The 25,344-nt window shown below is 43.7% G+C and carries 24 protein-coding genes; 9 read left to right on the top strand and 15 right to left on the bottom strand.

Translation table 11 applies throughout. From position 1 onward, the window contains the following. Positions 1 to 61: 61 nt before the first annotated feature. On the bottom strand, positions 62 to 325 hold the full coding sequence (locus ACMXYX_RS07115; protein ID WP_415906695.1) for a hypothetical protein: 264 nt from the start codon (positions 323 to 325) through the stop codon (positions 62 to 64). Further along, the gene (gene ylqF, locus ACMXYX_RS07110) at positions 325 to 1,431 is read right to left on the bottom strand and encodes a ribosome biogenesis GTPase YlqF (protein ID WP_415906694.1); all 1,107 of its coding nucleotides are present in this window, start codon (positions 1,429 to 1,431) and stop codon (positions 325 to 327) included. The genes ACMXYX_RS07115 and ylqF overlap by 1 nt, the downstream gene beginning before the upstream one ends. Before the next feature lie 17 nt (positions 1,432 to 1,448). Here ylqF and ACMXYX_RS07105 point away from each other — a divergent pair, with 17 nt between their 5' ends. The 4 genes from ACMXYX_RS07105 to ACMXYX_RS07090 all read left to right on the top strand — a co-directional run bounded on the left by ACMXYX_RS07105 (position 1,449) and on the right by ACMXYX_RS07090 (position 6,164). Continuing rightward, positions 1,449 to 2,666 carry an EAL and HDOD domain-containing protein gene (locus ACMXYX_RS07105; RefSeq protein WP_415884319.1) on the top strand — a complete coding sequence of 406 codons (1,218 nt, stop codon included), beginning with the start codon at positions 1,449 to 1,451 and terminating at the stop codon, positions 2,664 to 2,666. A 193-nt stretch (positions 2,667 to 2,859) separates the two neighbouring features. Then, positions 2,860 to 3,483, top strand: coding sequence for a DUF2889 domain-containing protein (locus ACMXYX_RS07100; RefSeq protein ID WP_415884318.1), 624 nt, complete (start codon positions 2,860 to 2,862; stop codon positions 3,481 to 3,483). A 17-nt stretch (positions 3,484 to 3,500) separates the two neighbouring features. After that, on the top strand, positions 3,501 to 4,046 hold the full coding sequence (locus ACMXYX_RS07095; RefSeq protein WP_415906693.1) for a hydrolase: 546 nt from the start codon (positions 3,501 to 3,503) through the stop codon (positions 4,044 to 4,046). A 165-nt stretch (positions 4,047 to 4,211) separates the two neighbouring features. Continuing rightward, positions 4,212 to 6,164 (top strand): acetoacetate--CoA ligase, encoded by a 1,953-nt coding sequence (locus ACMXYX_RS07090; RefSeq protein ID WP_415906692.1) that lies wholly within the window; start codon positions 4,212 to 4,214, stop codon positions 6,162 to 6,164. 29 nt (positions 6,165 to 6,193) lie between these two features. On the opposite strand, the gene ACMXYX_RS07085 is transcribed toward ACMXYX_RS07090, so the two are convergent. The 9 genes from ACMXYX_RS07085 to ACMXYX_RS07045 form a co-directional block, all read right to left on the bottom strand. Beyond that, entirely contained in the window at positions 6,194 to 6,661 is a 468-nt protein-coding gene (locus ACMXYX_RS07085; protein WP_415884315.1) for a DUF2846 domain-containing protein, read from the bottom strand. A 4-nt stretch (positions 6,662 to 6,665) separates the two neighbouring features. After that, positions 6,666 to 7,157 carry a DUF1499 domain-containing protein gene (locus ACMXYX_RS07080; protein WP_415898041.1) on the bottom strand — a complete coding sequence of 164 codons (492 nt, stop codon included), beginning with the start codon at positions 7,155 to 7,157 and terminating at the stop codon, positions 6,666 to 6,668. Between the two features lie 98 nt (positions 7,158 to 7,255). Further along, on the bottom strand, positions 7,256 to 7,537 hold the full coding sequence (locus ACMXYX_RS07075) for a peptidylprolyl isomerase (RefSeq protein WP_415884976.1): 282 nt from the start codon (positions 7,535 to 7,537) through the stop codon (positions 7,256 to 7,258). A gap of 78 nt (positions 7,538 to 7,615) precedes the next feature. After that, positions 7,616 to 8,755 (bottom strand): hypothetical protein, encoded by a 1,140-nt coding sequence (locus tag ACMXYX_RS07070; RefSeq protein ID WP_415906691.1) that lies wholly within the window; start codon positions 8,753 to 8,755, stop codon positions 7,616 to 7,618. 126 nt (positions 8,756 to 8,881) lie between these two features. Then, the gene (gene bluB / locus ACMXYX_RS07065; protein ID WP_415906690.1) at positions 8,882 to 9,556 is read right to left on the bottom strand and encodes a 5,6-dimethylbenzimidazole synthase; all 675 of its coding nucleotides are present in this window, start codon (positions 9,554 to 9,556) and stop codon (positions 8,882 to 8,884) included. Between the two features lie 41 nt (positions 9,557 to 9,597). Next, entirely contained in the window at positions 9,598 to 10,158 is a 561-nt protein-coding gene (locus ACMXYX_RS07060; protein ID WP_415906689.1) for a CBU_0592 family membrane protein, read from the bottom strand. Then, complete coding sequence (locus ACMXYX_RS07055) at positions 10,158 to 11,165, bottom strand: substrate-binding periplasmic protein (RefSeq protein ID WP_415906688.1); 1,008 nt, start codon at positions 11,163 to 11,165, stop codon at positions 10,158 to 10,160. Before ACMXYX_RS07055 ends, ACMXYX_RS07060 begins: the two co-directional genes overlap by 1 nt. Continuing rightward, entirely contained in the window at positions 11,146 to 12,624 is a 1,479-nt protein-coding gene (locus ACMXYX_RS07050; RefSeq protein WP_415906687.1) for a hypothetical protein, read from the bottom strand. Before ACMXYX_RS07050 ends, ACMXYX_RS07055 begins: the two co-directional genes overlap by 20 nt. Positions 12,625 to 12,898: 274 nt before the next feature. Continuing rightward, positions 12,899 to 13,201, bottom strand: a complete 303-nt coding sequence (locus ACMXYX_RS07045; RefSeq protein WP_415881500.1) for a hypothetical protein — start codon at positions 13,199 to 13,201, stop codon at positions 12,899 to 12,901. Positions 13,202 to 13,340: 139 nt separating this feature from the next. On the opposite strand from ACMXYX_RS07045, the gene hrpB reads away from it, so the two are divergent. Further along, a complete protein-coding gene (gene hrpB, locus ACMXYX_RS07040) occupies positions 13,341 to 15,863 on the top strand; it encodes an ATP-dependent helicase HrpB (protein WP_415906686.1) in 2,523 nt (840 codons plus the stop codon). Positions 15,864 to 15,868: 5 nt separating this feature from the next. On the opposite strand, the gene ACMXYX_RS07035 is transcribed toward hrpB, so the two are convergent. Continuing rightward, complete coding sequence (locus ACMXYX_RS07035; RefSeq protein WP_415898450.1) at positions 15,869 to 16,798, bottom strand: LysR family transcriptional regulator; 930 nt, start codon at positions 16,796 to 16,798, stop codon at positions 15,869 to 15,871. Between the two features lie 149 nt (positions 16,799 to 16,947). Between ACMXYX_RS07035 and ACMXYX_RS07030 the strand changes: the two genes are divergently transcribed. Next, on the top strand, positions 16,948 to 17,397 hold the full coding sequence (locus ACMXYX_RS07030; protein ID WP_415906685.1) for a carboxymuconolactone decarboxylase family protein: 450 nt from the start codon (positions 16,948 to 16,950) through the stop codon (positions 17,395 to 17,397). A 47-nt stretch (positions 17,398 to 17,444) separates the two neighbouring features. On the opposite strand, the gene ACMXYX_RS07025 is transcribed toward ACMXYX_RS07030, so the two are convergent. Both ACMXYX_RS07025 and ACMXYX_RS07020 read right to left on the bottom strand, forming a co-directional pair. Beyond that, the gene (locus tag ACMXYX_RS07025) at positions 17,445 to 19,376 is read right to left on the bottom strand and encodes an alkaline phosphatase D family protein (RefSeq protein ID WP_415906684.1); all 1,932 of its coding nucleotides are present in this window, start codon (positions 19,374 to 19,376) and stop codon (positions 17,445 to 17,447) included. Positions 19,377 to 19,506: 130 nt separating this feature from the next. Beyond that, complete coding sequence (locus ACMXYX_RS07020; RefSeq protein WP_415906683.1) at positions 19,507 to 20,460, bottom strand: DUF3179 domain-containing protein; 954 nt, start codon at positions 20,458 to 20,460, stop codon at positions 19,507 to 19,509. A gap of 130 nt (positions 20,461 to 20,590) precedes the next feature. On the opposite strand from ACMXYX_RS07020, the gene hisI reads away from it, so the two are divergent. Further along, positions 20,591 to 21,010, top strand: coding sequence for a phosphoribosyl-AMP cyclohydrolase (gene hisI / locus ACMXYX_RS07015; RefSeq protein WP_415881506.1), 420 nt, complete (start codon positions 20,591 to 20,593; stop codon positions 21,008 to 21,010). 66 nt (positions 21,011 to 21,076) lie between these two features. On the opposite strand, the gene ACMXYX_RS07010 is transcribed toward hisI, so the two are convergent. Beyond that, positions 21,077 to 22,087, bottom strand: coding sequence for a rhodanese-related sulfurtransferase (locus tag ACMXYX_RS07010; protein ID WP_415898037.1), 1,011 nt, complete (start codon positions 22,085 to 22,087; stop codon positions 21,077 to 21,079). A gap of 292 nt (positions 22,088 to 22,379) precedes the next feature. On the opposite strand from ACMXYX_RS07010, the gene ACMXYX_RS07005 reads away from it, so the two are divergent. Both ACMXYX_RS07005 and purU read left to right on the top strand, forming a co-directional pair. After that, entirely contained in the window at positions 22,380 to 24,260 is a 1,881-nt protein-coding gene (locus ACMXYX_RS07005) for a methyl-accepting chemotaxis protein (RefSeq protein WP_415906682.1), read from the top strand. Positions 24,261 to 24,463: 203 nt separating this feature from the next. After that, positions 24,464 to 25,321 (top strand): formyltetrahydrofolate deformylase, encoded by an 858-nt coding sequence (gene purU, locus ACMXYX_RS07000; protein ID WP_415898035.1) that lies wholly within the window; start codon positions 24,464 to 24,466, stop codon positions 25,319 to 25,321. Positions 25,322 to 25,344: the final 23 nt, after the last annotated feature.

The raw sequence follows: 25,344 nt of genomic DNA, 5'->3' as shown, positions 1-25,344 counted from the left end.
ATCCGTTAGATTAATAAAACAGACAACCCGCTTTACAATACTTACAACTAAAAAGAGAGCGCTATTCAGCACTCTCTTCTTTGGATTTATTTAGTTCACGAATCTTATCAGCCAGTCTAGTTTTACGCTCTGGTTGCTTCTTACTTGTGGAGCTGTCATCAGCTTGACGCTTTTTTTCAAATACCGATTGATTCTTTTTCTTTTCCTGCTTAGCTTTGCGTCGTCTGCTATCGTAACTATCAGGATCAGCCAAACGCTCATTTCGTGTTGGGCCTTCATTTGGAATAAAGCCTTTTGCTTTTCGGCTTTTCTTTAAACGTGCCATTACTTACTACCTTCTTTTTCCGCAGCCGCCTGTGCTTCTGCTTCTAATCGTTCTTGCTCTAATCTTTCCTGTTCAGCGATACGGCGTTTTTCTTCCCACTCTAGAACAGTTTCAAAACTTAATTTACCTAGTTTACCCGAACGTATTTCATTTAAGAGCAACGTTGACGCTTTATTTCGATCAACAACACCACCTGGGCGCAAACACCCTCTTCGACGACCAATTTCGTCCAAAACACCTTCCGCAAGCTCCGGCATCTCTTTAAATTTAAAACGCTCTACTAATCGATCAGGATAATCATCTCGCATGAACCCTGCGGCAAATATCGCCACGTCTTCATGTTCAATGGCCGTATCTTTGATTGCACCACTTGCTGCTAATCGATAACCCGAATCTACGTCTTCAATTTTTGGCCACAAAATGCCTGGTGTGTCTGACAACGCCATACCATTACGTGTGGTAAAGCGAGTCTGGCTTTTAGTAACAGCTGGCTCGTTCCCCACTTTGGCAATTTTCTTGCCTAACAAGGCATTAATTAGCGTAGATTTACCAACATTAGGAATCCCCATAATCATGGCACGCACTGGACGTCCAGATTCTGAGCGAGACGGTGCCATCTGCTTACAAATCTCAGCAATTCTATTAATCAGTTTCTTTTGTGTATGATCAAGCGATATAGCGCGAGTATCTGGAAGACTATTAAAGTAATCGATCCATTCCTGCGTTTTTTTATCATCAGCCAAATCGCTCTTATTAAGGAGCTTTAACGCTGGCTTGCCCTTACGCAAAGTGTTAACCAATGGGTTTTCGCTGGATTGAGGCAGGCGCGCATCAAGCACTTCAATAATTACATCTACCTCATCCATTACTTTAGCGATCTCTTTCCGGGCTTTATGCATGTGCCCTGGAAACCAATTAATACTCATTGGTACATCCCGAATTTGTAAAAGTACACTATTATACTGCATGGAGAACGTGAATGCTGGCTTGCGACTATTACTAGCAGCTTCTATTCCCATTTTTACATAGAACAACTGCATTTTCTTATGAAACAAATGTCCTGTAGGTGATACACTGAGGGCATTCCGCTTTTTCTTATTTTGCACAAGGACCAAGCACCTTTATGGAATCGTCTGAAAACTCTCAAGTGCTAATGGCTCGCCAACCTATTTTTGATCGAAATCAGAAAGTAGTTGCGTATGAGCTTCTATATAGAACTGAAGACGCCCAAGGACATGCGCTATTTTCAACTAGCGAAGCTACGGGTGAAGTCCTACTCAATGCCTACACTAGCATTTCTGATGCTGGGGAATTAAAACGAGTACCGGCTTTTATCAATCTGACTAGAGATATCCTTGTCGAGCAAAAATTACCGGAAGTTTCTAAAAAACACATCGTTTTGGAAATATTGGAAGACATCGAACCTGACGAAGAGGTTATCGAAGCTGTCAGAGCCCTTCATAGCGAAGGTTACCGAATCGCTATGGATGATTTCATATACGATTCAAAATTCGACCCACTGCTTGAACTAGCACAAATCGTAAAAGTCGATGTTTTTGAAATGAGTGCTGAGCAAATCAAAGAACAGGTTCAACAATTACGTCCTCATAAAGTGACTCTTCTCGCTGAAAAAATTGAGACACATGAACAACTAGAAACCTGCATAAATCTTGGCTTCAAACTTTTCCAAGGCCACTTTTTAAGTAAGCCTAAGGTGATCAAGGGTAAAAAAATTCAAGGCAGCCAAGTTGCATTGATGCAGCTAATCCAAGAGTTGCAAAACCCTAAAGCAACACCTGAAAAACTTGAAGAGCTGATCATCCGTGACCCAGCCTTAACCTATAAATTGTTACGTATCGTGAACTCTGCAGGCTACAGCCTAGTTAGACAGGTAGAATCTGTAGCTGAAGCGATTGTACTGCTTGGTTTAGAGCAAGTTAAAAAATGGGCGACGTTGATTGCGATGTCATCTAATCAAGAGAAACCAGAAGAGCTTTCTAGAAGTTTATTGGTTCGTGGCCGCATGTGCGAAGAGATAGCCCAAGCACAGAAGAAGAGCAACTATGGCAGCTACTTTATGGCTGGCATGATGTCAGGACTACATGCCCTTTTAGATATTGAACGTGAAACTATGCTGGAGCAAGTTCCACTAGGCGATGACATCAAAAATGCCGTTAGTCTTGGCCAAGGTGAAATTGGCCAAGTCTTAAGGAATGTAGTGAACTATGAAAATGGTGATTGGGATCTTTTACCAATGGATCTAGACGGCACCCTGTACGATCAAGCTTACCGGGCCAGCCTTGAATGGACTCAGGAATCCATGCAAGCAATGTACGAATAATCATCTACCTTTCTAGTAATTCAGGGCAGCATCGACTGCCCTGAATTATTTTTATCTAGAACAAACCTATCTTTCGTCTAAAAAACTCCATTTCCTAAGCTTATTTAGGATTATTTACTGTGTTTCTAACTTTTTCACATTAGAATAGCCGCATTTAAAGTACCGCCCTTTACTATCATAAAAAGCAGTAATTATGCCTTTACCAGCACCCGTTAATCGTACGCTTAAACATACCCGCAAAGTCGTTTGCGAAGGCTACAAAAGAGAAGATGGCCTATGGGATATTGAAGCCCATCTTGTTGACACAAAAACCTTCGACATGGATCACTACGGTCATGACGGCACTTTGGTTGCTGGCGCGCCCTTACACGGTATGGCTGTGCGAATTACTGTCGATATGGACCTAAACATATTAGATGCCGTAGCTTGTATGGATGACACTCCATTCGAAAGCTGCAAGTCTATCTCAGATGCCTATACCCAGTTGATTGGGCTACAAATCATGCCTGGGTTTACCAAACAGACCAAAGAACTGTTTAGTGGTCGTAAAGGATGTACTCACCTGCTTGAATTGTTAGGCCCACTGGCTACTGCGGCTTTCCAATCTACTCATCAAGAGCGAGAACTACTTGAGAACTTCTGGCAGGACGGTAGCAAAAAGCCACCGATGCTTGATACCTGTCATACGCTCGCGACTAATGGCGCCATTGTGAAAGAGATCTGGCCTCATTATTATGAGGAAGATCAGCTGGAGACTTTGATTCCAGCAACTAACCTCGAACACGTACAATGCTGCAATGAGCTAGAACCAGCATAAAAATAAGGCTATTTCGCATGCTTATACACCCGAATAAATCTTGTCTGCTGATCATCGATATTCAAGATAAACTGGTACCCGCAATCCATAAAAAAGAAGAACTGATTGAAAATACAATCTGGTTAACAGCGATTGCAAACAAACTTAACGTACCGATCTTAACCAGTGAGCAATACCCTAAAGGCTTGGGCCATACGATTTCGGAATTAGCTGAGTTAATCCCAACAGAAGGCATTATGGAAAAAGAGTTTTTCTCTTGTATGTCGGAACCTGCTTGTAACGAGAAGATCAATTCCATCCGCCCTAACCAAGTTATTATTGCCGGCATGGAAGCGCACGTTTGCGTTCTACAAACAGCACTTCAGTTAAAACAACAAGCACGAGAAGTGTATGTAGTGGCGGACTGTGTGTCTTCGCGCAGCCCTGAAGATAAAGCACTCGCGCTCGATCGTATGCGCCACGCAGGCATACACGTTGTTAGCCGTGAGATGGTTGCCTTTGAGTGGATGCAAAAGTCAGGAACTGATGCGTTCCGCGATATCAGCAAAAACTTCCTGCGCTAATAATCAGCCCTGTCATCTATAGATGGCAGGGCTTACTCTCCCTATAGCTCTCCATCACCCCTCCCCAACAAACCAACTAAAAAATATTTCAGCCTCAACCCATATACAGGTAAACCCTTATTATCTATTCTGTCTTATAGACATTGATTCAATTAGGAACTGTATATGACACAGCCATTGTGGAGCCCGAGCCAAGCACAAATCGAACAATCTCAGCTATATCAGTTTATGCAAAACATAAACAAAAGCTGTTCGGTCAAGCTGGATAGCTACTCAGATCTTCACCGCTGGTCTATAGAAAACCCTGAAAGCTTCTGGCTCAACATTTGGGAACAGTGCAATGTCATAGGTAGTACGGGGAACGCCCCATACCTGTTAAATGAAAACCTAATGCCAGGTGCAAAATGGTTCCCTGAAGCCCAATTAAACTTTGCAGAAAACCTTTTAAAGTATCGGGATCAAAACACCGCCATCATTAATTACAATGAAGCGGGTAAACGCTCAGAAATTAGCTATCAAGAACTCTATAACCAAGTTGCTCAATACGCTTCTGGCCTCAAAAAGGCAGGTATTACAAAGGGAGATGTGGTCGCTGGCTTCATGCCTAATATCACTGAAACCGTTATAGCTATGCTAGCAACGACATCGCTTGGTGCCATTTGGACTTCATGTTCCCCTGACTTTGGTGTGCAAGGTGTCATCGATCGCTTTGGCCAAGTAAAACCCAAAGTGATATTTACGACCCAATCCTACCTGTATAACGGCAAACGGATTGACTGTTTAGAAAAAATTTCAGGTATAGCCTCGCAATTAAGTGAAAACACAGCATTCGTCTTTGTACCTTATCTAGATGAACCAACACCTGAGTTCAGCCAGATAAAGAACGCCTGTGTACTTAGCGACTTTATCGATAGTAACGCATCCGAAGTCAATTTTACGCCGGTTAAGTTCTCTGATCCCCTATACGTTATGTACTCATCTGGTACCACAGGTACACCTAAATGCATTGTTCATAGCACTGGTGGCACACTCCTTCAACATCTCAAAGAACATCAACTACACACAGATATCAGCCGGGATGATAATCTCTTCTACTTCACAACCTGCGGCTGGATGATGTGGAATTGGCTGGTAAGCGGTCTGGCCTGTGGTTGTACTATCACATTATATGACGGCTCACCGTTTGCCCCCTCTCCCTCTATTTTGTGGAATATGGCAGATAAAGAAAAGGTCTCTGTGTTTGGCACCAGTGCAAAATATATTGCAGCACTCGAAAAGGCAGGCGTCACACCAAAAGAAGAGTTCCAGCTTTCTGAATTGCGCTCGATATTATCTACGGGTTCACCACTAGCCCACGAAAGTTTTGATTATGTTTATCGCAAAATAAAAACCAATCTTTTGCTGGCTTCAATATCGGGCGGTACAGATATCATCTCTTGCTTTGCTCTAGGGTGCCCAATACTCCCAGTCCATAAGGGTGAGTTGCAATGCTTAGGCCTCGGAATGGATGTCGCCATTTTTGATGAAAGCGGCGTAGAGGTTACTCAGAAGAAAGGGGAATTGGTCTGCAAATCCCCCTTCCCATCGATGCCTATCTACTTTTGGGACGATGCTGATGGTGAAAAATACCAAAATGCCTATTTCAACCAATTCAAGAACCGCTGGGCCCATGGTGATTACGGAGAAATAACCAAACACGGTGGCATGATTATTCACGGCAGATCGGATGCGGTACTCAATCCAGGCGGTGTAAGAATTGGTACCGCTGAGATATATCGTCAAGTTGAACGAGTTGACGGGGTGATTGAGTCTTTATGCGTAGGCCAACCCTGGGAAAACGATACACGCGTAGTCCTCTTTGTGGTTATGTCTGAAGGAACTCTGCTTGACGATTGTCTACGCAATACAATTAAGCAGACAATCCGCCAACACACCACGCCAAGGCATGTACCAGCCAAGATAATCCAAGTGCCTGAAATCCCTAGAACCATCAGCGGGAAGATTGTTGAGCTGGCTGTAAGAAAGGTAATTTTAGGGGAAACAGTTTCCAACAAAGATGCGCTAGCCAATCCTGATGCATTGGATTACTTCGCTAACCTACCGGAGCTAGCCAGCTAGCTCCGGCAGTGCAGTTTTTTAGGGCAATTTTACTGAAGGTTTAGTTTATTGATCTCGTAGATCGCATCGTCATGCTTCATAGGGGTGAGAAATAATTGGTACTTGGTTTTTTCTAGCAACCCCATCGTATTAGGGTCGTATCTCACCTGAAACTTAAGGTACTTCTGCTCGGTATGATGAACTGAGAATTTACGTTTAAAATCTCGCTCTTCCCATTTCGCTTTATCTGTTAGCCCGGTGAATAGAATTTCGTGCATACCGGGCTCAAGCTCAACAACAATGTACTTCTCTAATTTTAACAACCCAAAACTTTTACCATCGATAAATACTTCGGGGTACTTCCAACCCAGCGGCTGCTTACCTGGATTAGGCGCTTCAGGTCGATAGATATACACAACTGCATTATTCTCAACTTCGGGTTTAACATAGCTAAAGCCATACTTTGTCCCGCAACCACTGAGCACTATTGCCATAATGACGAGCAATACCTTATGCATCTGCTTACTCCTTGATCTTCGTTATCTCTTTCTCCAACTCAGAGATAATAGATTGAACACGAGCTTTGTTTACACCAAAATCAGAATAGCCCTCTCTCGATGCTGAGCGAAAGTGTACAAGGCGTTCTTCCATATCGATTCGAACCTCAAAGTCGTCTACAAACCCAAGTATACGGCTGCTAAACTCAGCAGCGATATATCGGTTTTCCTTAATAATGCTCTTAACCACACCACCAGAACTTTCAATAACCTTAATTAGAACAGTTATTACAGCATCTGAATCCTTAACATTGGCGGGTAACGCCAAAGGCTCTATGTAATGGGTTGTACCCGAAAATTCACTACATACGCAATTAGGCTTACTACTGCATTTAGTTAAACGACTATCAACAATTCCTGCCGGTTCACCGGTTCTTGACTTAAAGGCTTTAAATCCAAATAAGATGAGAACAGCAACAATTAAGAGCGAGATTACAGTAACAATCACTTTCAGCATAACACCAGCATCCAAGGATTAAATATAAATATCCAGATACAAAAAAGTGCCGCATAACGGCACTTTATAAGTCTTTAAGTTACAAGTTTAAACTTGTATTAGTCTTCGCGACTTGTCACTTCTAGTAGGTGGTAACCAAACTGAGTTTTGATTGGCCCTTGAACAACACCCACTTCCCCGGTGAAAACTGCTGTATCGAATTCTGGAACCATCTGGCCACGGCCAAAAGAACCTAAATCGCCGCCTTGAGCACCGGATGGGCAAGTTGAATTTTCTTGTGCAGCTTTAGCGAAGTCCAAACCACCTTCAATTTCTGCTTTCAGTTCGTTACAACGTGCTTCTGAATCTACAAGGATATGTCGAGCTGTAGCGCGTGCCATTATGTTCTCCTAAATCTATCAATCAAATTTGGTGCAGAAATTACCAAGCACCTAACAATATCGCAACACTAACCCGCTCTAATGTTGAGATCTACTAGAATCGAGCATTCCAGCGATAATTTTCTTATCGGAGAAACCATAACTGACTCTTGTCATAGCTAAAACTTGTGCGTCTGGGGGCGAAGGTTCTAAATAACCATTTTGATAACACCAACCTACATAAATTGCAGCTCGAGCAACCTGACCGTAAATAAGGCTCTCATTGAAGTAATTACAGGCATCCACAAAATTATTCTTCGCTAAATGAATCTGACCCATAGGAAAGCTTGCAAACGTATCACCCTTCTCCCTTCTCTGAGCATAGGTATCAACCACCTTTTTGGAAAAGTAGTTACTGATGTTGTCATAAAGCTGATTACAGAAATGCTGTTTAGATGCTTCGGTTGCATCTTCACACAAGATCGGCAAATGACCCGCAACACCTGACAACATCCTTGGATAGTAATCATCCCGTTTTAGTGCCGCCCAGCGATCTTGTTCAAAGATATACCCAATAGAGATCAAGCGCCCTAAAGCATCATCCGGCGCAAAGTGCAGTGCTTTAACTTTAGCCGCCCAATCATCTGCTAGACGCTCATTATCCTCTCTTACATATTGCGATGCGCGAAATCCGTAAAAGGCATGTTCTGCATGATGACCCATCTCGTGTAGCAGAACATCAACAATCACACTTTCCAATAGACGCTCATGCTCTACTTGAATCTGCTCTCTTTGTTCCGCCGAGGCACTTAGCCAATCAGCAGGTAATTTTGGTAGAGGACCAACAAAGGATGGGTGATGACGCCAGAAGTAATCACTGAAATATTGTTCGACTAACTCGGGGCGATTCAAAGTTAGAGAGAGTAAATAAGCTTCTATGTAAGCAGACAGCCCATTTAGAAATCGGTCATTGATAATAATCAAAGGAGGCGTGTCATCGATAGCCAACGCCATACCCGCAGCACGAAGATTTTCAACTACGGAAATTTCAACCGGGGCTAAAAGTTTCTGATCTTTATCCGGTAACTGCTTAAAAACAGGCACTATCTTGGCCTGCACAATCCGCTCTATCAACGGAGAAAACTGTGCGCTTGTGCTTCTCACCTCAAGCGCGCTCACTGGCGGTACAAATAAGGTAAGCAAAGTGACAACGACTGTCAAATTGAGGACGAAACGCATATCGAACCTCCCTGCGGTCAACCTATAAACCGTTTAAATATGTATCAATTTAAACGGCGATATAATCAATATAGATCATTTTTCAAACAGCAAGGTTCACTTTCTTTAACACCGGCTCAGCTGAAGCTAAGTTTTATTTCCCCAGCTATCAGTGAAGATCATGTCCTCCAATTGGCTGCGTTTTTCCCACTGAGCCAACTCAAGCTCCGGTTTTTTCAGAAATTCTGAGACATAACCCACACACAAATAAGCGACAGGAACCACGCCCTCTGGGAGCTCAAGCAAATTAGCTAATACATTCCTATCAATAATAGACACCCAGCCTACCCCTACATTTTCTGCTCTTGCAGCAAGCCAAAAGTTTTGTACCGCACAAACAGTACTATACAAGTCCATTTCGGCCTGATGGGTCTTGCCAAGCACAACGGGACCACCTCGCTTTCGATCACAAGTGATACAAACATTCAGAGGTGAATCGAGTATGCCTTGCAGTTTTAATGCTTGATATTGAACTTGTCGTTCTCCACTAAACATTTCTGCAGCTTCATCATTAGCTTTTTGAAAAGCATCAAAAACTTGCTGACGCTTAGCCTCATCACGAATCAGAATAAAGTTCCAAGGCTGTGATAAACCGACCGATGGGGCATGGTGTGCAGCATGTAGAATATTAGTCAGCACATCGTCAGGTATAGAATTCGGTAAAAACTGACCTCGTACATCCCTACGTCCGTATAACACTTGGTAAAAGTGCTCTCGCGCTAGTTCATCAATATCTAATTGAGGTGTATTTGGTTCAGACATGTTTTACCCATATAAAAAGAAAGCTGCCAACAGATGAGAAATTAAGGAGACAGCACATAACCTTCTCGTCCCTTATACCAGCCCCACAATGAGACTGAGGCCCAAACGATTTGTAACACTAATACCGGCCAGTTTGCATCGGTATAAAGCTGGGGCAACAACATCACCGCCGCATAAGTATTGACGAGATAGTAGGACTGCTGACTTAACCGCCCTGCAGAAAATCGCCAGTAGCCTAAGCAATAAGCAATAGATGAACTCCAAGCTAAGATAGCCATTCCTTGCTGAGCATACGCAAACAGTAAGCCACCAGCTCCTGCCAAAAACATGACGCCCAGTAGTCCATATAATTGCGCATTACTGAAAGGCAGACGTGGCAATACATAGCTTTTCATGGCAGCAAAACTAACCAGCGCCCAAAACACATTAATCACGACCGCCTGCCAAGATGCTATCAGGTATGAGGATGTCGCAACCAAAATTGCGGCAACTAAATTGGCCAGATAGTAATGATAAGAGGCTTTATTCTTAAGCAAGGAAAGCCAAGCATGAGCCAACAGATAAAGTATTGTCCCAAGCCAACCTAATGTGACTGAAACCACTACTCTACCTCTAGATGCATGTTTCTGACGAAAAGTGATCGACCCGCATGTGGTCCATCGACCACCTTCACCTGAGAATACTTCATCATGCCATCAAACACTTTTTCAGTGGCATGCGGCTTTAAAACAACATCATGCCAAGCTAACACCGTCGCCCTACTACCCTGAGGAATAACAAAGAACTGCTTATCCCCTTGTGCATTCACCTCATAGCCAGTAATTAAAGGAAAGCCTTCCGCGGGTACAAGCCGAACATAACCACTACCTTGAACATCTACATTAGAGGTCAGCAGCTGTTCAATCATACCTTTTGACTTTAAACGCGCTAACGCCGCATTAAAGCGCTGAATAAATTCCCGACCTTCATCATTAGCGCTAGCCACTAGATGAACACTGTCTGTACCGCGATGATTTTCGAGCAACTTAAACTCATGTAACAAATGAGGAAAATGCTTATGTAACATCACTTGCGCAACCTCAATACTAGCTGGTAATAGATCAATTTCACCCTTGGATAATGCAGTTAACGCCTGAAGATCAGTGTTAAATACCTTAGCGCTTTTCAATAAAGGTTCAATTTCAGCACCATAACTATAACCAGCGACTTTACCCACCTTCTGCTGGCTAAAATCGATAGATTTACCTGAATATTGCTGCCATTTAGAGTTATAAAAAAGACCATTCTCTACAGACATAAGCGGATCAGAGAAAAGCACCTCTTGCGAGCGCTGATCTGTTCTGAAATAGGGATAACTCAGTAAAACCTGCTGATTTTTTACTAATTTATAGCTGAAGTAATAATCTAGACTAGTTCGCTCAGCCTCCAATCCCATCTCCCAAAAGGCGAGCTGTACCACTCGGGAAACAACACCTTTCTCCTCGTCCTCACCATTAACAAATGGTTTCCAATCAGAGGTATAAACAGGTTGCGTTTGAAAAGGGCTAGCTACCGCCGCATTCAAGAACAAGGCGATGACAACAAAAGATTTAACGACGTTTCGCAACATAGTAAACAACAAATAAAAGGATGATTGAGACAACACTACTCAGTAGAAGCAGGTCAGTTTCCATATTAGCCACACCACTCAAGAAACTAGAGGGCTGTTCATCTCTATAACCTAGCGCCGCATTAGATGTATAAGTGCGGCTGTATTCAGAGATGGTAATGGCCAGATCGAAGAGACTAATAAAACCGATCGCGACAAGAATCAGATCGGTGTAAAAACTGCTTTTTTCAGAACGGGTGGCATGTATATCCTTAATTTTACTGGAGCAAACCTCAATCAGTCGCTCAGAATTCTGAACCATCTGATCATAATCCCAGCCAGCTAGGATATTCTCGAGCAGTAACTTTTTAACTCGGGTGAGATATTGGCAGTTCTCATGATAATCACTGATATGCATACGGGTCGTCGCCCGCACCCCTGCCAAGATATCTTCAGCGACATGGGTATTACTCTCTAAATAGGTATCCGAGATCGCCATATAAAGATTGGAATTACAGGCATGCTGTACTGCATAAAAGTACTGAGCTAATCCCATAGCTTCTAACTTGTAGTCTGACTTGTGACGTAGAGGCTTGTTCTTTTCATCGATCTCATCCACTAACACATAGTTGAGCCACACTAAGGAATCCATTCTATCTTGATCCAGAATCTCTTGAGCGTGCTCAGGATGCGGTGTTTCAGCCAACCAATTCTTAATTAACGACTCATTCCCTTCTCTTTCATTCAGATCTAAACGCAGTAAGCGGGAACTCCATGGCTGATCGACATTAGAGCCATCGGTGTCTTTAATATCATTAAAGCCAGAGAAATCACCCAAAGCTTCCAGATAGTTCACCTGAATCATTTTAGGCAGATCACGAAGCGCTGGATAAAGCTCATTGCGATAATATTTTGAAATAAGATAGGTTGATTGGGCTTGGGCAAATAGCTCTAGTGTTAGTTCAGTATCGTCATCGAGGAGTTGATAGATCTCTGAAAGTAAAACATGCCCATCAGCTTTCTGACGAGCTTTTACAATTGAGTTACACAGAGCTGTGATTCGATCCTGATAGTTAGAATTTTCCGAAGGCAGGCTAATTTCATCATTCAAGGATTGGGCGATATCTTCGAGTGTTGCAACCACATAGTCCATCTCCATAGTAACTGTCACTACGGATAAGGTATTGCTATAGACCTTCGCTTCAAGACTAAGCTGAGCAGTGATCGCTTTAGTGTGAGTGAATAAACACAAAGTGTCTCGATCGTCAGAGCCAGTATTAGTGTAAGCCTTGCCCTGATTATGATGCTGTACAGCAACGCGGTTAGATAGATCTCCGGAACCTTCGAGCTGTTTTACCAATCGCTTTTGCAACACACCATCTAACTGCGAAAGGAACCGATTATATTCAGCACTTCTTTCATTCACCCCCTGACGCAGATTCAAATGACTGCGGATTGGGGTCATGGTTACTAACTGCATTACTTACCCTTAATCTTTTAGATACTGAGCATTCTAAAATCAACGAGTTAGGAATAGAAGTGTGTTTACACTTTAAGTGATGACACCCCAGCTCAGTAGTAGATCAAAGAACATTATTAAACAGATTTATACCCCTGTAATGCACGTAAAGTCAGATATTTTGAATCCAATGGCTGCATAAAAGGAGATTAGATAAACGAATAGCTCATTTAGGCCATGATAACTAAAACAAAAAAGCAGCCTATTGGCTGCTTTTGAAAAATCTTAGAATGGTTTAATAACCTAGTTCACTTGGGTCGATCACAACACCTAAGGAACGCTTATCAACAAAATTGCCTTTGCTGGTTTCTTTATAACGGAAGGTAACTTTCTTACCTAGCTCAATTTCTAGATCTTTATCTGGAGACATATAAGAGTACTCCTCACCATCTACTGTTATCACATGAATGTAGTATGGCGGCATGCCAACCCACTCAACATGAGGACCATCGGTGACAACCTTTTCCAGTACACCACGACCAGAAAGTTTAGGAGTTTTTTTGTAGCCGCCTCTGCGACCTTTAAAATTACCCGCCATTAAGGCTCCTTACAACTAAGAACAACATCGGCAAAAAATTTATTGCTCCATCATTGTAGCTTTACTACCTGTCAGAGCCAAACCCTTATAGAAAAACTGTTAAACTTTATGCTGATTATTTTTTCAGAGTGTCGAAGCCTTGCTACCTATCATTTCCGTTTTACCCGAATTAACTCAAGCGCTTAACGATCAAAATGAAGCGGTTCTAGAAGCACCTCCTGGTGCAGGTAAAACTACGCAAGTCCCCCTCTCATTGCTCCAAGAGAGTTGGCTGGGTAATCAAAAGATTCTCATGCTAGAACCAAGGCGTTTAGCAACCAAAGCGGCCGCCGAACGTATGGCACAGATGCTCAATGAAAAAGCGGGTCAGACCGTTGGCTATAGAGTTCGACTCGACACCTGTATCAGCGAACAAACCCGAATAGAAATTGTGACAGAGGGTATCTTAACCCGCATGTTACAAACCGATCCAAGCCTTGAAGGCTACGGCATTGTAATTTTCGATGAGTTTCATGAACGCAGCTTAGATGCTGACTTAGGCTTAGCCCTTACGCTAGAAGCCAGAGAATATTTCCGTGAAGAAACTCCGCTGAAGATATTGGTGATGTCCGCCACATTGGATGGCGAAAAAATCGCCAAGTTGTTGAATGATGCTCCAATTGTAACCAGTTCAGGTCGTAGCTACCCAGTTAAACCTTTCTATTGTGGCGAACCCTCTCAAGGTGAATGGCTAGAACAAAAGCTGGTTAAAACCGTCACCCTAGCGCTAGCCGAGCAAACCGGCAGTATTTTATGCTTCTTACCAGGCATGCGAGAGATTCGAAAAGTTGAAGAACTACTTAACGAGCAGCTCTCACAAACAGAGAAAAACACTATTGCTATCGCGCCGCTCTATGGCGATCTAACATTGGATGAACAGCGTAAAGCCATAAATCCAAGTGATGAAGGTAAACGCAAAGTCGTACTAGCAACAAACATTGCTGAGACTAGTTTAACCATCCAAGGCGTAGAGGTCGTCATCGATTCTGGTTTAACACGTGTCGCCAAATATGATCCTAACTCGGCAATGACACGCCTACATACGCGCCGAATTTCCTCAGCTTCTGCCACACAACGTGCAGGCCGAGCGGGTCGATTATCCCCTGGTGTATGTTACCGATTGTGGAGTGAAGGACAGCAAGAACAACTTAGCGCGTTCGATAGCCCGGAAATAGCACAAGCAGATCTAACAGCTTTAGCACTACAGCTAGCTAGCTGGGGAACCACCGATACAAACGACCTTAATTGGCTTGACCAACCACCAGCAGGTTCTTTCCAACAAGCGCAAACCCTACTTACCCAATTAGGCGCGCTAAACTTACAGAAGCAAACAACCGCCCACGGTCAGCTTATGGCTGAGTTACCTGCGCATCCAAGACTCAGTCACATGCTTATCAAAGGTTCAGCTTGGGGCTTAGCCGACAAAGCCTGTCGTATCGCAGCGCTCTTAATGGAACGCGACCCTTTTAGAAATGAAGGTACGGATATCAACAGCCGCCTCGAATGGCTAGCAACCAAACCGAGTTTTCAGAAAGGCGTCTGGCATCGAATCAAAAAACAGGAACAGCATTACCATCGAATGCTTTCTAAACTTGAAATTCCAAGCGAAGCTTCTGGACATAAGATTCCAGATCAAGAACAAGCAGCTGTGTTACTGGCACTTGCGTATCCTGATCGCATCGCACAGCAACGCCAGAACAGTACTATTTATAAACTCAATAATGGACGTGCGGCGAACTTCTACGATCAAGATCGATTAAGCCAATATCCATGGATAACCGTTGCGACCCTGCAAGGAAAACAAAACCAAACGAACGACCAGATCCAACTGGCTGCGCCCCTGAATCCTGAGTTGATTGAACAATTCATTCCTGAGCTGATTCAGCAGCATGAAGTGATCGAATGGGACAAATCCCAAGATCGTATCTGTGCCGAGCAGCAAAAACGAATCGGCACGCTCGTTTGGGAATCCGCCCCTCTAGAAAGCCCTTCACCAGAGGCGATCAAAACAGCTATCATCAATCAAATAAGGAAACGTGGGTTATCCCTTTTACCTTGGAATGATGATATTCAAGCATGGCGTCAGCGGGTGATCTTTCTGCACCAAGCAGTTCAAAAGCAATCACAAGATCAATGGCCAGATCTAAGCGACAACTGGCTTCTCGACAATCTTGAAGAATGGCTGACACCTTATTTGGATAACATCACGCAACTAAAGCAGTTGAAGAAAATCAATCTAAACAGCGTGCTACAAGCGATGCTCCCTTGGCCTCTGCCTCAGAAGTTAGATGAGTTAGCACCGGAACGATTTACCGTACCTTCCGGCTCAAAGATCAGAATCGATTACAGCCAAAATCCACCTGTTTTAGCAGTAAAACTACAAGAGATGTTTGGCTGTACCCAAACACCTAAAGTTGCGCATCATGTAGCACTACAGCTTCACTTACTTTCTCCTGCAAGAAGACCACTACAGGTCACTCAGGACTTAGAAAGCTTCTGGCAAAATGCCTACAAAGATGTGCAGAAAGACATGAAAGGCCGATATCCTAAACACCCTTGGCCAGACAACCCTTTAGAAGCGATCGCAACCGCTAAAACTAAGCGTGCTTCGCAAAAGGTTTAAACACCTTAATCCGAAATATGCTCAACTAGAAAATCGATAAAACTACGGACACTCGGCTTGAGATATCGACTGCCTTGATAGATCGCATAGATATCTCCGCTACCCTGCTCATAAAGCGATGGTGTCCACTCTGGCATGCATTCAATCAGGCTTCCATCGTTCAGATGATCCTCCACCATCCATCTAGCGATCAATAAAATACCGGTTCCTGCAATGGCCGCTTCAACCAGAGGTGAGCCGCCTTTAGAAGATAAATTGCCGGTCACCAGAACCTTTTTATATTTCTTAAAAGAGCTCTGTAGAGAGTTCTTCTCAGAGCTCAGTTTAGAATTAAAATGCCAATAACAGCGCTGCCGCCCTTGATTCAATAACAAGCAATTATGATCTGAAAGCTCACTCGGTTTTGCAGGCGACCCGAATACATCTATATAACTCGATGATGCACATAGCACCATTCGGTTCTCTATGAGTTTGCGGGCACGTAAATCTGAGTCTTCTGGTTTACCAATTCTAATACCGATATCGAACGCACTGCTTTTCAGATCGACCAGTTGGTTATCCAGCTCAATCTGTACATTCACTTCTGGGAATTGCTTGAGAAATGCTGGAATTATTGGCGAAACCTTTTGCCTGCCAAAACTCTCAAAAACAGAGATTTTTAGCTCCCCTTTAGGTTCCGCATTGGCATCTTTAACGGAACTGACTAAATCATCGGCATCCGCTAAAAGTAAATTAGCACGTTCAAACAGCTGTTGACCGTGTTCAGTCAGAGACAAAGATCGAGTACTGCGCTTAAAAAGCGCAACGCCTAATTCAGCTTCTAATTTATCAATACTTCTCGTAGCCGAGGATGGCGCGATATTAAGCGCTTTGGCTGTTTTAGAAAAACTCCCCAAATTAGCCACCTGAATAAATATCCGTAGTAACTCAAGCATCTTTTCTTACCCTGTTTGCACACCTTAATTATCTAGCCTTAACTTTTGCAAAATACGCAAAATTGTTCCGCTTTTATAACAGATTCTAAACATTCTTGCTTAGCGCCAAAATAATCAAATAATTCAACGTTATTGATTAGGATTGAAACATGCTACATAGAATAGACTTTGTTAAGTCACACACCTCAGCATTTAACACTATGTTACAGATGGAGAATTACCTCTCAGATATAAGCATCGGTTATAAGTTGAAAGGATTGATCAAAATACGGGCATCCATGCTAAACGAATGTGCATTCTGCATCGATATGCATACAAGCCAGGCACGAGCAAAAGGCGAATCAGAACAACGTATTTATGCGCTATCTGCGTGGAGAAAATCGAAGCTATTTAACGAAGAGGAAAGAATTGCTCTTGCCCTTACCGAAGAGATTACTTTAACCAATCCACAAGACCTAAGCGATCAAACTTACCAGCAAGGACTAGAGCAATTTGGTGAGAAAGGTTTTGTGGAAATCATCATGCAAATCACTGCAATCAACGCATGGAATAGAATTGCGATTGCAACAAGGATGGAAAAAAGCGCAGATGGAGAATAGATAAATAGTTAACAGGAGCAATCTATCATGCATTGCTCCTGTTATCGTTAAGAGCGAGACTTAGGCTTTCTGTAAGGGAAACTTATATCACCACCTTGAGCCTTGAGCACGCTCACTTCAGTAGGCTCACCAACCTGATTTAGCTTAACTAGTCCGACGCCACTGCCATTGAATACCCTTTTAGCCGGCATACCTTCAGGGATGCGAGAGCGAATCTGCATCCGTCTTCGTTTGGTAAACCAGTTAAGCGGTGAACGACTGCCATAAAGCCATCGGTTCATTTTATCAAAGAGATTCAACAAAGCATGTGGGAACTCATTCTTTAAACCACTGCAGGTGATTTGCCAAATATCTGGACTGTTTTTCCGGAAACGAATCTTGATGTCATAAGCAAAGGAGTAATGCACATCACCCGACAAAATCACAAAATTCTGCGGTGTCTTAGGATGACGGAAGATATTGAGAATCACATTGGCAGAACCTGCATGAGCCATCCAGTTTTCAGCATCCACCATCAGCGCATGGCCAAAGTAGGTAAAGATCCGCTGAACTGTCTCGATGAGTTTCATACCAAAAATCGGTGCGGGAGAAACCAAAAGCACTGCGTCTTCACCAATAAGCTCTTGCTGCAGTTCAGACAACGCCTCCCAATCCATTAATCCTGAAGGTTTAGCCCCACTACTTTCCGACCACCAGCGGCGAGTGCGGGTGTCCAAAACCACCAGTTTGGGTGACGTGTTAAGACAGTAACTCCAGGCTTCAAACTCAAGCACCTGAGTAATCAGATCATTCCTAACTTCCCCACCGTCTGCAATCGCATCTTGCTGAACCAGCTGCGTCCATTGCTGCGGGAATTGATCAGGGGCATTCCCCCAGCCCTGACAAAGCCAATAACCGAGTAGCGCATTACCGATAATGCTTCTGGAACACGGATGACTATAAGCCGCTTCTTCCCAACCTCGGGTTAGGTTCCAATCATCAGTAATATCATGATCATCAAAAATCATATAAACAGGAATTTGAGCTAAAGCACGCTGAACGTCAGGTAAACCGTTAACAAATAGATCAATCTCTCTCTGTTCATCTAAGTATCGATCGATATATTTATCTGAAACTTCGCCTGCGTTTAGTGAGATATGACGCCAAAGCTGTGGTGACCAGACCAAGAAATACATCGCCAACATCTCAGCCAATGTAATCAGATGATTGTGTGCCGTATCCGCAGTAAATATCGGTTTCTCTGCTCCGGCAAAAAAGCGATCGGCCAAATCTTGCCCTGCAGGTGTTTGCGGTAGCAACTCTTCACGTTCGTAATAACAATGCTCACTTTTATAAAGTTCGGCGCTGTTCCTTACCGTAGCTCCCTCTATCAACTCAGGCGCTAAACCGAGTAGATCTATCGTCTGATGTATGGCCGATAGCATTGGCCCAGCGACATCGTCCGCATAGATCTGATCACCCGACATCATCAAAAGCGCAGGGCGAGATTCAATATCGTCTATTGAACTTTCTAATACTTGATCGACGCGTAGCAGCGCATCTTCGGATGCATAGTGAGGTTTACGGCAAGAACCATGCAGCACCTGATCCAGCTGAGTTTTTAGGGCAAACTTGGGGCGGTCTTCACCTGGATAAACCAGATGGGGCAACAGGCTTTTTAAATTCTGAATTTCACCCCGAACTTCACACTCAAGATCATAAGAAAACCAAGTATCAGTGGAGAGGGAGTGCTCCGGCCGATACTCAATTAAATTGATAAAAGCAGATTTACCCACCTGAATAGATTGGTTAATCGAAGCACAATCTACCTGAGCAACAAGCTCCTGCTCCTGATAAAAATGGAAAGAGCCTTTTAAGGGCTCAGAGGTAACCAGCCACAAAGCAACTTGGTCAGGCGTAACTTTGCGCAACAAAGGCCCAGCAATAATAAAAGGCAACAACGTATTCTGTTTTTCAGATATGCCTAAAGCGTTCGTCATCGGTGATTCGAATCCATCTTTTACTAACTAAATCTAACTCCCCTACAGTCTAACGACCTTTTGACTGTAGGTTCAAATACCATTTTGGGGCTTTATCTAGAGACTTTTAATAAATAGTTTATCAGCTAAATCACTGAGCTTTATAAACATCTGTGTCGGGATGGAAGGTATACCAAGCAAACCAAAACGAGTTGACTGCCGGATAAGGTTTACCTGTTTCAGTATCGACAACCTCCCCCGTACGAGACGATGCATTAAACTGCAGTTTAAACTGCCGGCCATTAAAATCGTCTAGCAGCTCATTATTTGATGTTTTGGATAGTTCAGCAAAGGGATACGCCTTAAATGTTCCATCCACCTCCACACCCAAAACTCTTTCTTTGGGATGGTAAGCTTGGCTTCGGAACTCCACAGGAAAATACAGCACAGGGCTTTCGTCATAACTGCCATAAGGACTTTGAGAATAGTCCCTTGAATATCCAGTATTACGACTGAGCACTTCACCATCGGGGTAACGAGCTTTCCACTCTTTCCAGGTCATCTGATTCAATGGTAATTGAATGAGTTTTTGACCTTTGAATTTCCCGGTCACGGCCTGACTTTTTAACTGTGACCAGAGAGAATCTGACTGACGATCGTAGAGCAGAACATCACTGTTATATAACAAGCCAGAGACACCAAAGGTCAGCGCCTCACCATTCATATCAGCAGAAAACGCCATGCCTGTTCCGCATAGAGGACAATAACTGATCACAACAGGCTGACCGCCAAAATTATCATTCACGATCTCATGCCAGTTTAAGATATTAATAGGATATGCACGGGTAATACCGGCCAAGGTTAGGCTCAACACCTGTTGATCATCCTGCCAACCGCCCGCTTGCTTCGCCGCTATAAATTCAGGCTTATCAATAGAAGGAATGCCATCACGCGCAGGACCGCCCGGCAGTATTTTTTCGGCAGGGATTAGACTATCGGAAAGATCAAACCCATTATGCTCAGCGAACACCGAACACGACTTAAAACAAACCAAGGTTACGAATATTGCGATAAGGAAGGCTAAAAGGCTTGTCCGTGAAAACATAGTGCGGTCCCAAAATTCCAGTTACTGGTTTGAGCACAAAAGAGGACAATGATTCAATTTAATTGTCCCGCCCCATTTAATTCCTTGTGGTATGATGCCCGCAGATTTTACTTGTAGCAGAGAAGCAACAATGAAAAACAGTTTTTACTACGACTTAGAGTCTGGCGTTAAAGGCAGTCAAACAGATCTAAGTGCAGCACTTGATAACCTTCGCTATAACGAAGACGGTCTGATTCCTGCGATTGCTCAGCAAGCAGAAACTGGCGAAGTGTTAATGATGGCGTGGATGAACCGCCTTTCCATTGAAGAGACATTAAAAACTGGCCAAGTATGCTATTGGTCTCGTTCACGCCAAAGCTACTGGCGTAAAGGCGAAAGCTCTGGCCACGTACAAAAGCTAGTTGAGATGCGCATCGATTGTGATGGCGATACGCTTTTGTGCCTAGTGAATCAGTCGGGTCCGGCTTGCCATACAGAACGTTCTAACTGTTTCTTTCACGCTGTAAAAGAAGACAAGATTGAGATCATTTCTGAACCTTGCTGCAAATAAGCAACTTCAGATAGATATAAAAAAACCATGCCTTGGCATGGTTTTTTTAGTTTTGATCAAGGCTGATTAGCCTTTAGAACGCTCTTTTTGCGCTGCGCGATAAGCGGCTTTGGCATCACGATGCGCTTGAACAGCATCTTGCACATCAGAACCTAGGTGAGATTCACCACGCTCCTTCGCTAGCTGTACTTGATGTTCACGTTCACGGAAACGCTGCTTTTGTGAATCACTCATCTTTTCGATACAGTGCACACAGCTCACACCCTTCTCGTACGAAGCGAGTTGCTTTTCCTCTTCTGTAATTGGCATACGGCACGCGTGACATTGATCGTAGTCACCTACTTCCAAGCCATGTTTTACAGAAACACGGCCATCAAAGACAAAGCAATCACCTTTCCACATCGAATCTTCTTCATCTACCTCTTCAAGGTACTTCAGAATACCGCCTTCTAGGTGATAAACCTCATCAAAACCCTGCTCTTTCAAATAGGCTGTCGATTTTTCACAGCGAATACCGCCAGTACAGAACATCGCAACTTTCTTGTTCTTTTCTGGATCAAGATTTTCAGCAACGTACTGAGGAAACTCGCGGAATGTCTTAGTCTCTGGGTCGATCGCATTTTCAAATGTACCGATCGCCACTTCGTAGTCATTACGCGTATCAACCAAAACCACATCAGGATCAGAAATAAGCGCATTCCAATCTTTTGGTTTTACGTAGGTACCCACCACCTTTTTAGGGTCGATACCTTCAACACCCATAGTCACAATCTCTTTTTTCAGCTTAACTTTGGTACGCATAAAAGGATTGCTGGTATCAAACGACTCTTTGTATTCGATAGGATTCAGGCGGTCATCTTGCTGCAACCACCCTAGCACTGTATCAATACCTTCGCGGCTTCCCGCAATCGTACCGTTGATACCTTCATTGGCTAACAATAAGGTGCCGCGCACGCCTACTTTTTGCATACACTCGAACAATGGTTCTCTTAATGCTTCAAAGTTTTCTAGGGTGACGAATTTATACAGAGCGCAAACAACCGTCTGCTCTTCAGAATTTTGCGGTAAATCAGACATACAAACTCCGCTAATTGGGGCGTAAACCCAACGCAAAATATAAAACCCCAGCCGTTTTGACTGAGGCGACAACAATTTATCTGCACAACAGCAGATCTTGGGCGCAGATACTACCACAAAAACCAAGCGTTTAACTCAGGTACTTTGCATATTCTCCTCGATAAACACTCAACAATTTCATAATCCGAAATTGCCTTCCAAATATCTGGTCTAGAATAACTAGTTATCAACGCAGGGAAATGCCCTGTCACGCTATTGATAAACTTGAAGTCTCGTCTTTGAGGTTAACTGTATGAAAGTTTCACACAAGGTTGCCCTACTCGCTTCCACGGTTGTCGTCCTAACCTTTGCCATCTATTCATGGATTCAATACAGCAGCGTCAAAGATGCTCTGTATGAGAAAACAGAGCAAAGTACCCAAGAAGCCACCTTAGTCCTGAGCTATCAGATAACCAACTGGCTCAACGCCAAATTAAAACTTATCGACATGATGGCGGAGAGTATCAACGCAGACTTTTCTCAAGAAACCATACAAGCCACCTTTGATAACCCCATCCTTAAAAAAGAGTTTATTTTGATTTTTGGTGGCCTAGATACCGACGGTAAAAAGATAACCAATGACCCAGAATGGAACCCAACAGGTTGGGATGCACGAAAACGCCCTTGGTACCCTTATGCAAAACAAAATGACAGAGCGGTATTAACCGACCCTTATGCCGATGCTGCCAGTGGCGAAATCCTTATCTCAGCCGTAGCTAACTTCTACGATAACCGTCAATTCAAAGGCGCATTTGGTGGCGATCTAAGCTTAAAGACCGTATCCGATGCTCTGAACACCCTTAACTTCAACAACACCGGTTACGCATTCCTGCTCAACTCAAACGGCAACATAATCAGCCATCCCAACGCTGATATGAATGGCAAATCCATCAATGATTTATTCGATGGCACTGCACCTAGCTTTAACCGTGAGCTAGCCGAATCATCCGTTAACGGCGATACCGTATTTGTCTCTTTTAGTAGGCTAGAAGATCTTCAAGGTAGCCAATGGCTAATAGGTGTAGTTTTAGATAAAGGCCTTGTAATGGCCGATGCTAATCAAATAGGTATCACTGCTCTCATTGCAACGATTATCAGCGCTCTTATCTGCAGCGGTGCTTTATATGTGACCGTATCTAAACAGCTACTTCCGCTAGAAAATCTACGCAGCTCCCTAGTCGAAATAAACAGTGGTGACGGCGATCTGACTAAACGCTTAGAAGTGAACACTAAAGATGAATTTGGTCAGGTCTCCACCGATTTTAACCAATTTATTAGCTACCTTCAGGATTTGATTATTCGGGTAAAACAGATCTCATCAGATGTACGCTCGAATAGTGACCACACCTTCAATTCAGCTTCTACAGCAGCTAATGAGCTTGAAAAACAACTATACGAGCTCGATCAATTAGCCACAGCAATGCACCAAATGTCCGCCACTGCTCAAGACGTAGCAACTAATGCGCAACACGCCGCTGACTCAGCCCAACGTGCCGATGCTGCTGCTAGTGATGGGGTTGCAGTAGTATCCAAGACCACAGAATCAATCAGCCATTTAGCGGATGATATGGAAAATATTGTCAATACCGTCAATGAGCTAGCTAATTACAGTAACAATATTGAATCGATCCTAACCGTAATTACCGAAATAGCAGATCAAACCAACCTGCTAGCCCTAAACGCAGCAATCGAGGCTGCCCGCGCCGGTGATAAAGGCCGAGGCTTTGCCGTAGTTGCCGACGAAGTCCGTGCCCTCGCTTCCAGAACTCAGCAATCGACTGAAGAGATTAAAGATATGATTCAGCAGCTTCAGTCTGGGGTAAGAAACGCTGAAAGTACGATTACTCAAAGCAGAGAGTTAGCCGCAAAAACCCAAGACATTGCCAGTGAAGCCAACACAGTCCTCAATACTATCCGCGACAACATTCAGGAAATTAACCAAATGACAGTCCAGATAGCGACTGCTGCTGAACAACAAAGCGCCACTTCAGAAGAGATCAACCGCAACACCACCAATATCCGCGACCTAAGCCAATCGGTCTCCAACAACGCCAAAGCACAGGAAACAAACTGCCATCAAATGACAGACCTGACGCGTAAGCAAGATGCGGAACTTGGGAAGTTTAAGGTTTAAGGGCAGGACGCTGCTTCGCAGCTAGAGATCGGCTTCGCCTTTTAGGACGCTTCGCTAGAGGACGCCGCTACGCGGCTAGAGGAAAAACCTCTGGGTACAGATCAAACGATGCGCATCATTCTTTCATGTAAGCCTAAACCCTGATCTCCTTTGGCACAAAAAGAGATCGTCTACACTTAATGATTATCTGATAGGAGAGTGAAATGTCTGGCAGCTCATGGATACTCACGGCTAGCTGCCCCAGCGAACTGGGTACGGTTGATGCTGTGACAGGTTTTCTCTACGAGAATGAACACTATATAGAAGAGCTTCACTCCTTTGATGACGAGAGCAGTGAGCATTTTTTTATCCGGGCGTGCTTCAGAACCAATAGCCACTTTGATCAGGGCACATTCCGCCAGCGCTTTTCCCTCAGAGCGGAAAAGTTTGATATGCAATGGGAGTTACAGCCTAGTGATTACAAGCCCAGAGTTGTTATTCTGGTATCTAAATTTGATCACTGTCTCAATGACCTACTCTACAAAAAACAGATTGGTCAGCTAAACATCGACATACCCGCTATCATTTCTAACCATCCTGATTTGAAAGATTTAGCAGACTGGTATCAGATCCCCTATCACCACCTTCCAATCACGCCAGAAAATAAACAGCAGCAGGAACAGCAACTCTGGCAAATAATTCAAGACACAAACGCCGATCTCGTTGTCTTAGCTCGATATATGCAAGTGCTTTCGGATGAACTCTGTCAAAAACTGGAAGGCTGGGCAATCAATATCCATCACTCGCTCCTACCCGGCTTTAAAGGTGCAAAACCCTATCACCAAGCTTATGAAAAAGGCGTGAAAACGGTGGGTGCTACCGCACACTATATCAATGCCGATCTCGATGAAGGCCCAATCATTGCCCAAGGAATTGAACCTGTTGACCATACCTACTATCCAGAAGATCTGATCGCTAAAGGAAGGGATATAGAGCGCATCACACTCTCTCGGGCGGTGAAATACCATATTGAGAAACGGGTTTTTCTCAATGGTAATAGGACGGTGGTTTTTAAGAAATAGGACGCTGCTTCGCAGCTAGAGAT

It is taken from the genome of Neptuniibacter sp. QD72_48 (assembly GCF_047778065.1).
Lineage (GTDB): Bacteria > Pseudomonadota > Gammaproteobacteria > Pseudomonadales > Balneatricaceae > Neptuniibacter.
Note: the sequence above shows the minus strand (reverse complement) of the source record. Positions and strands in the feature narration are given on the sequence as shown.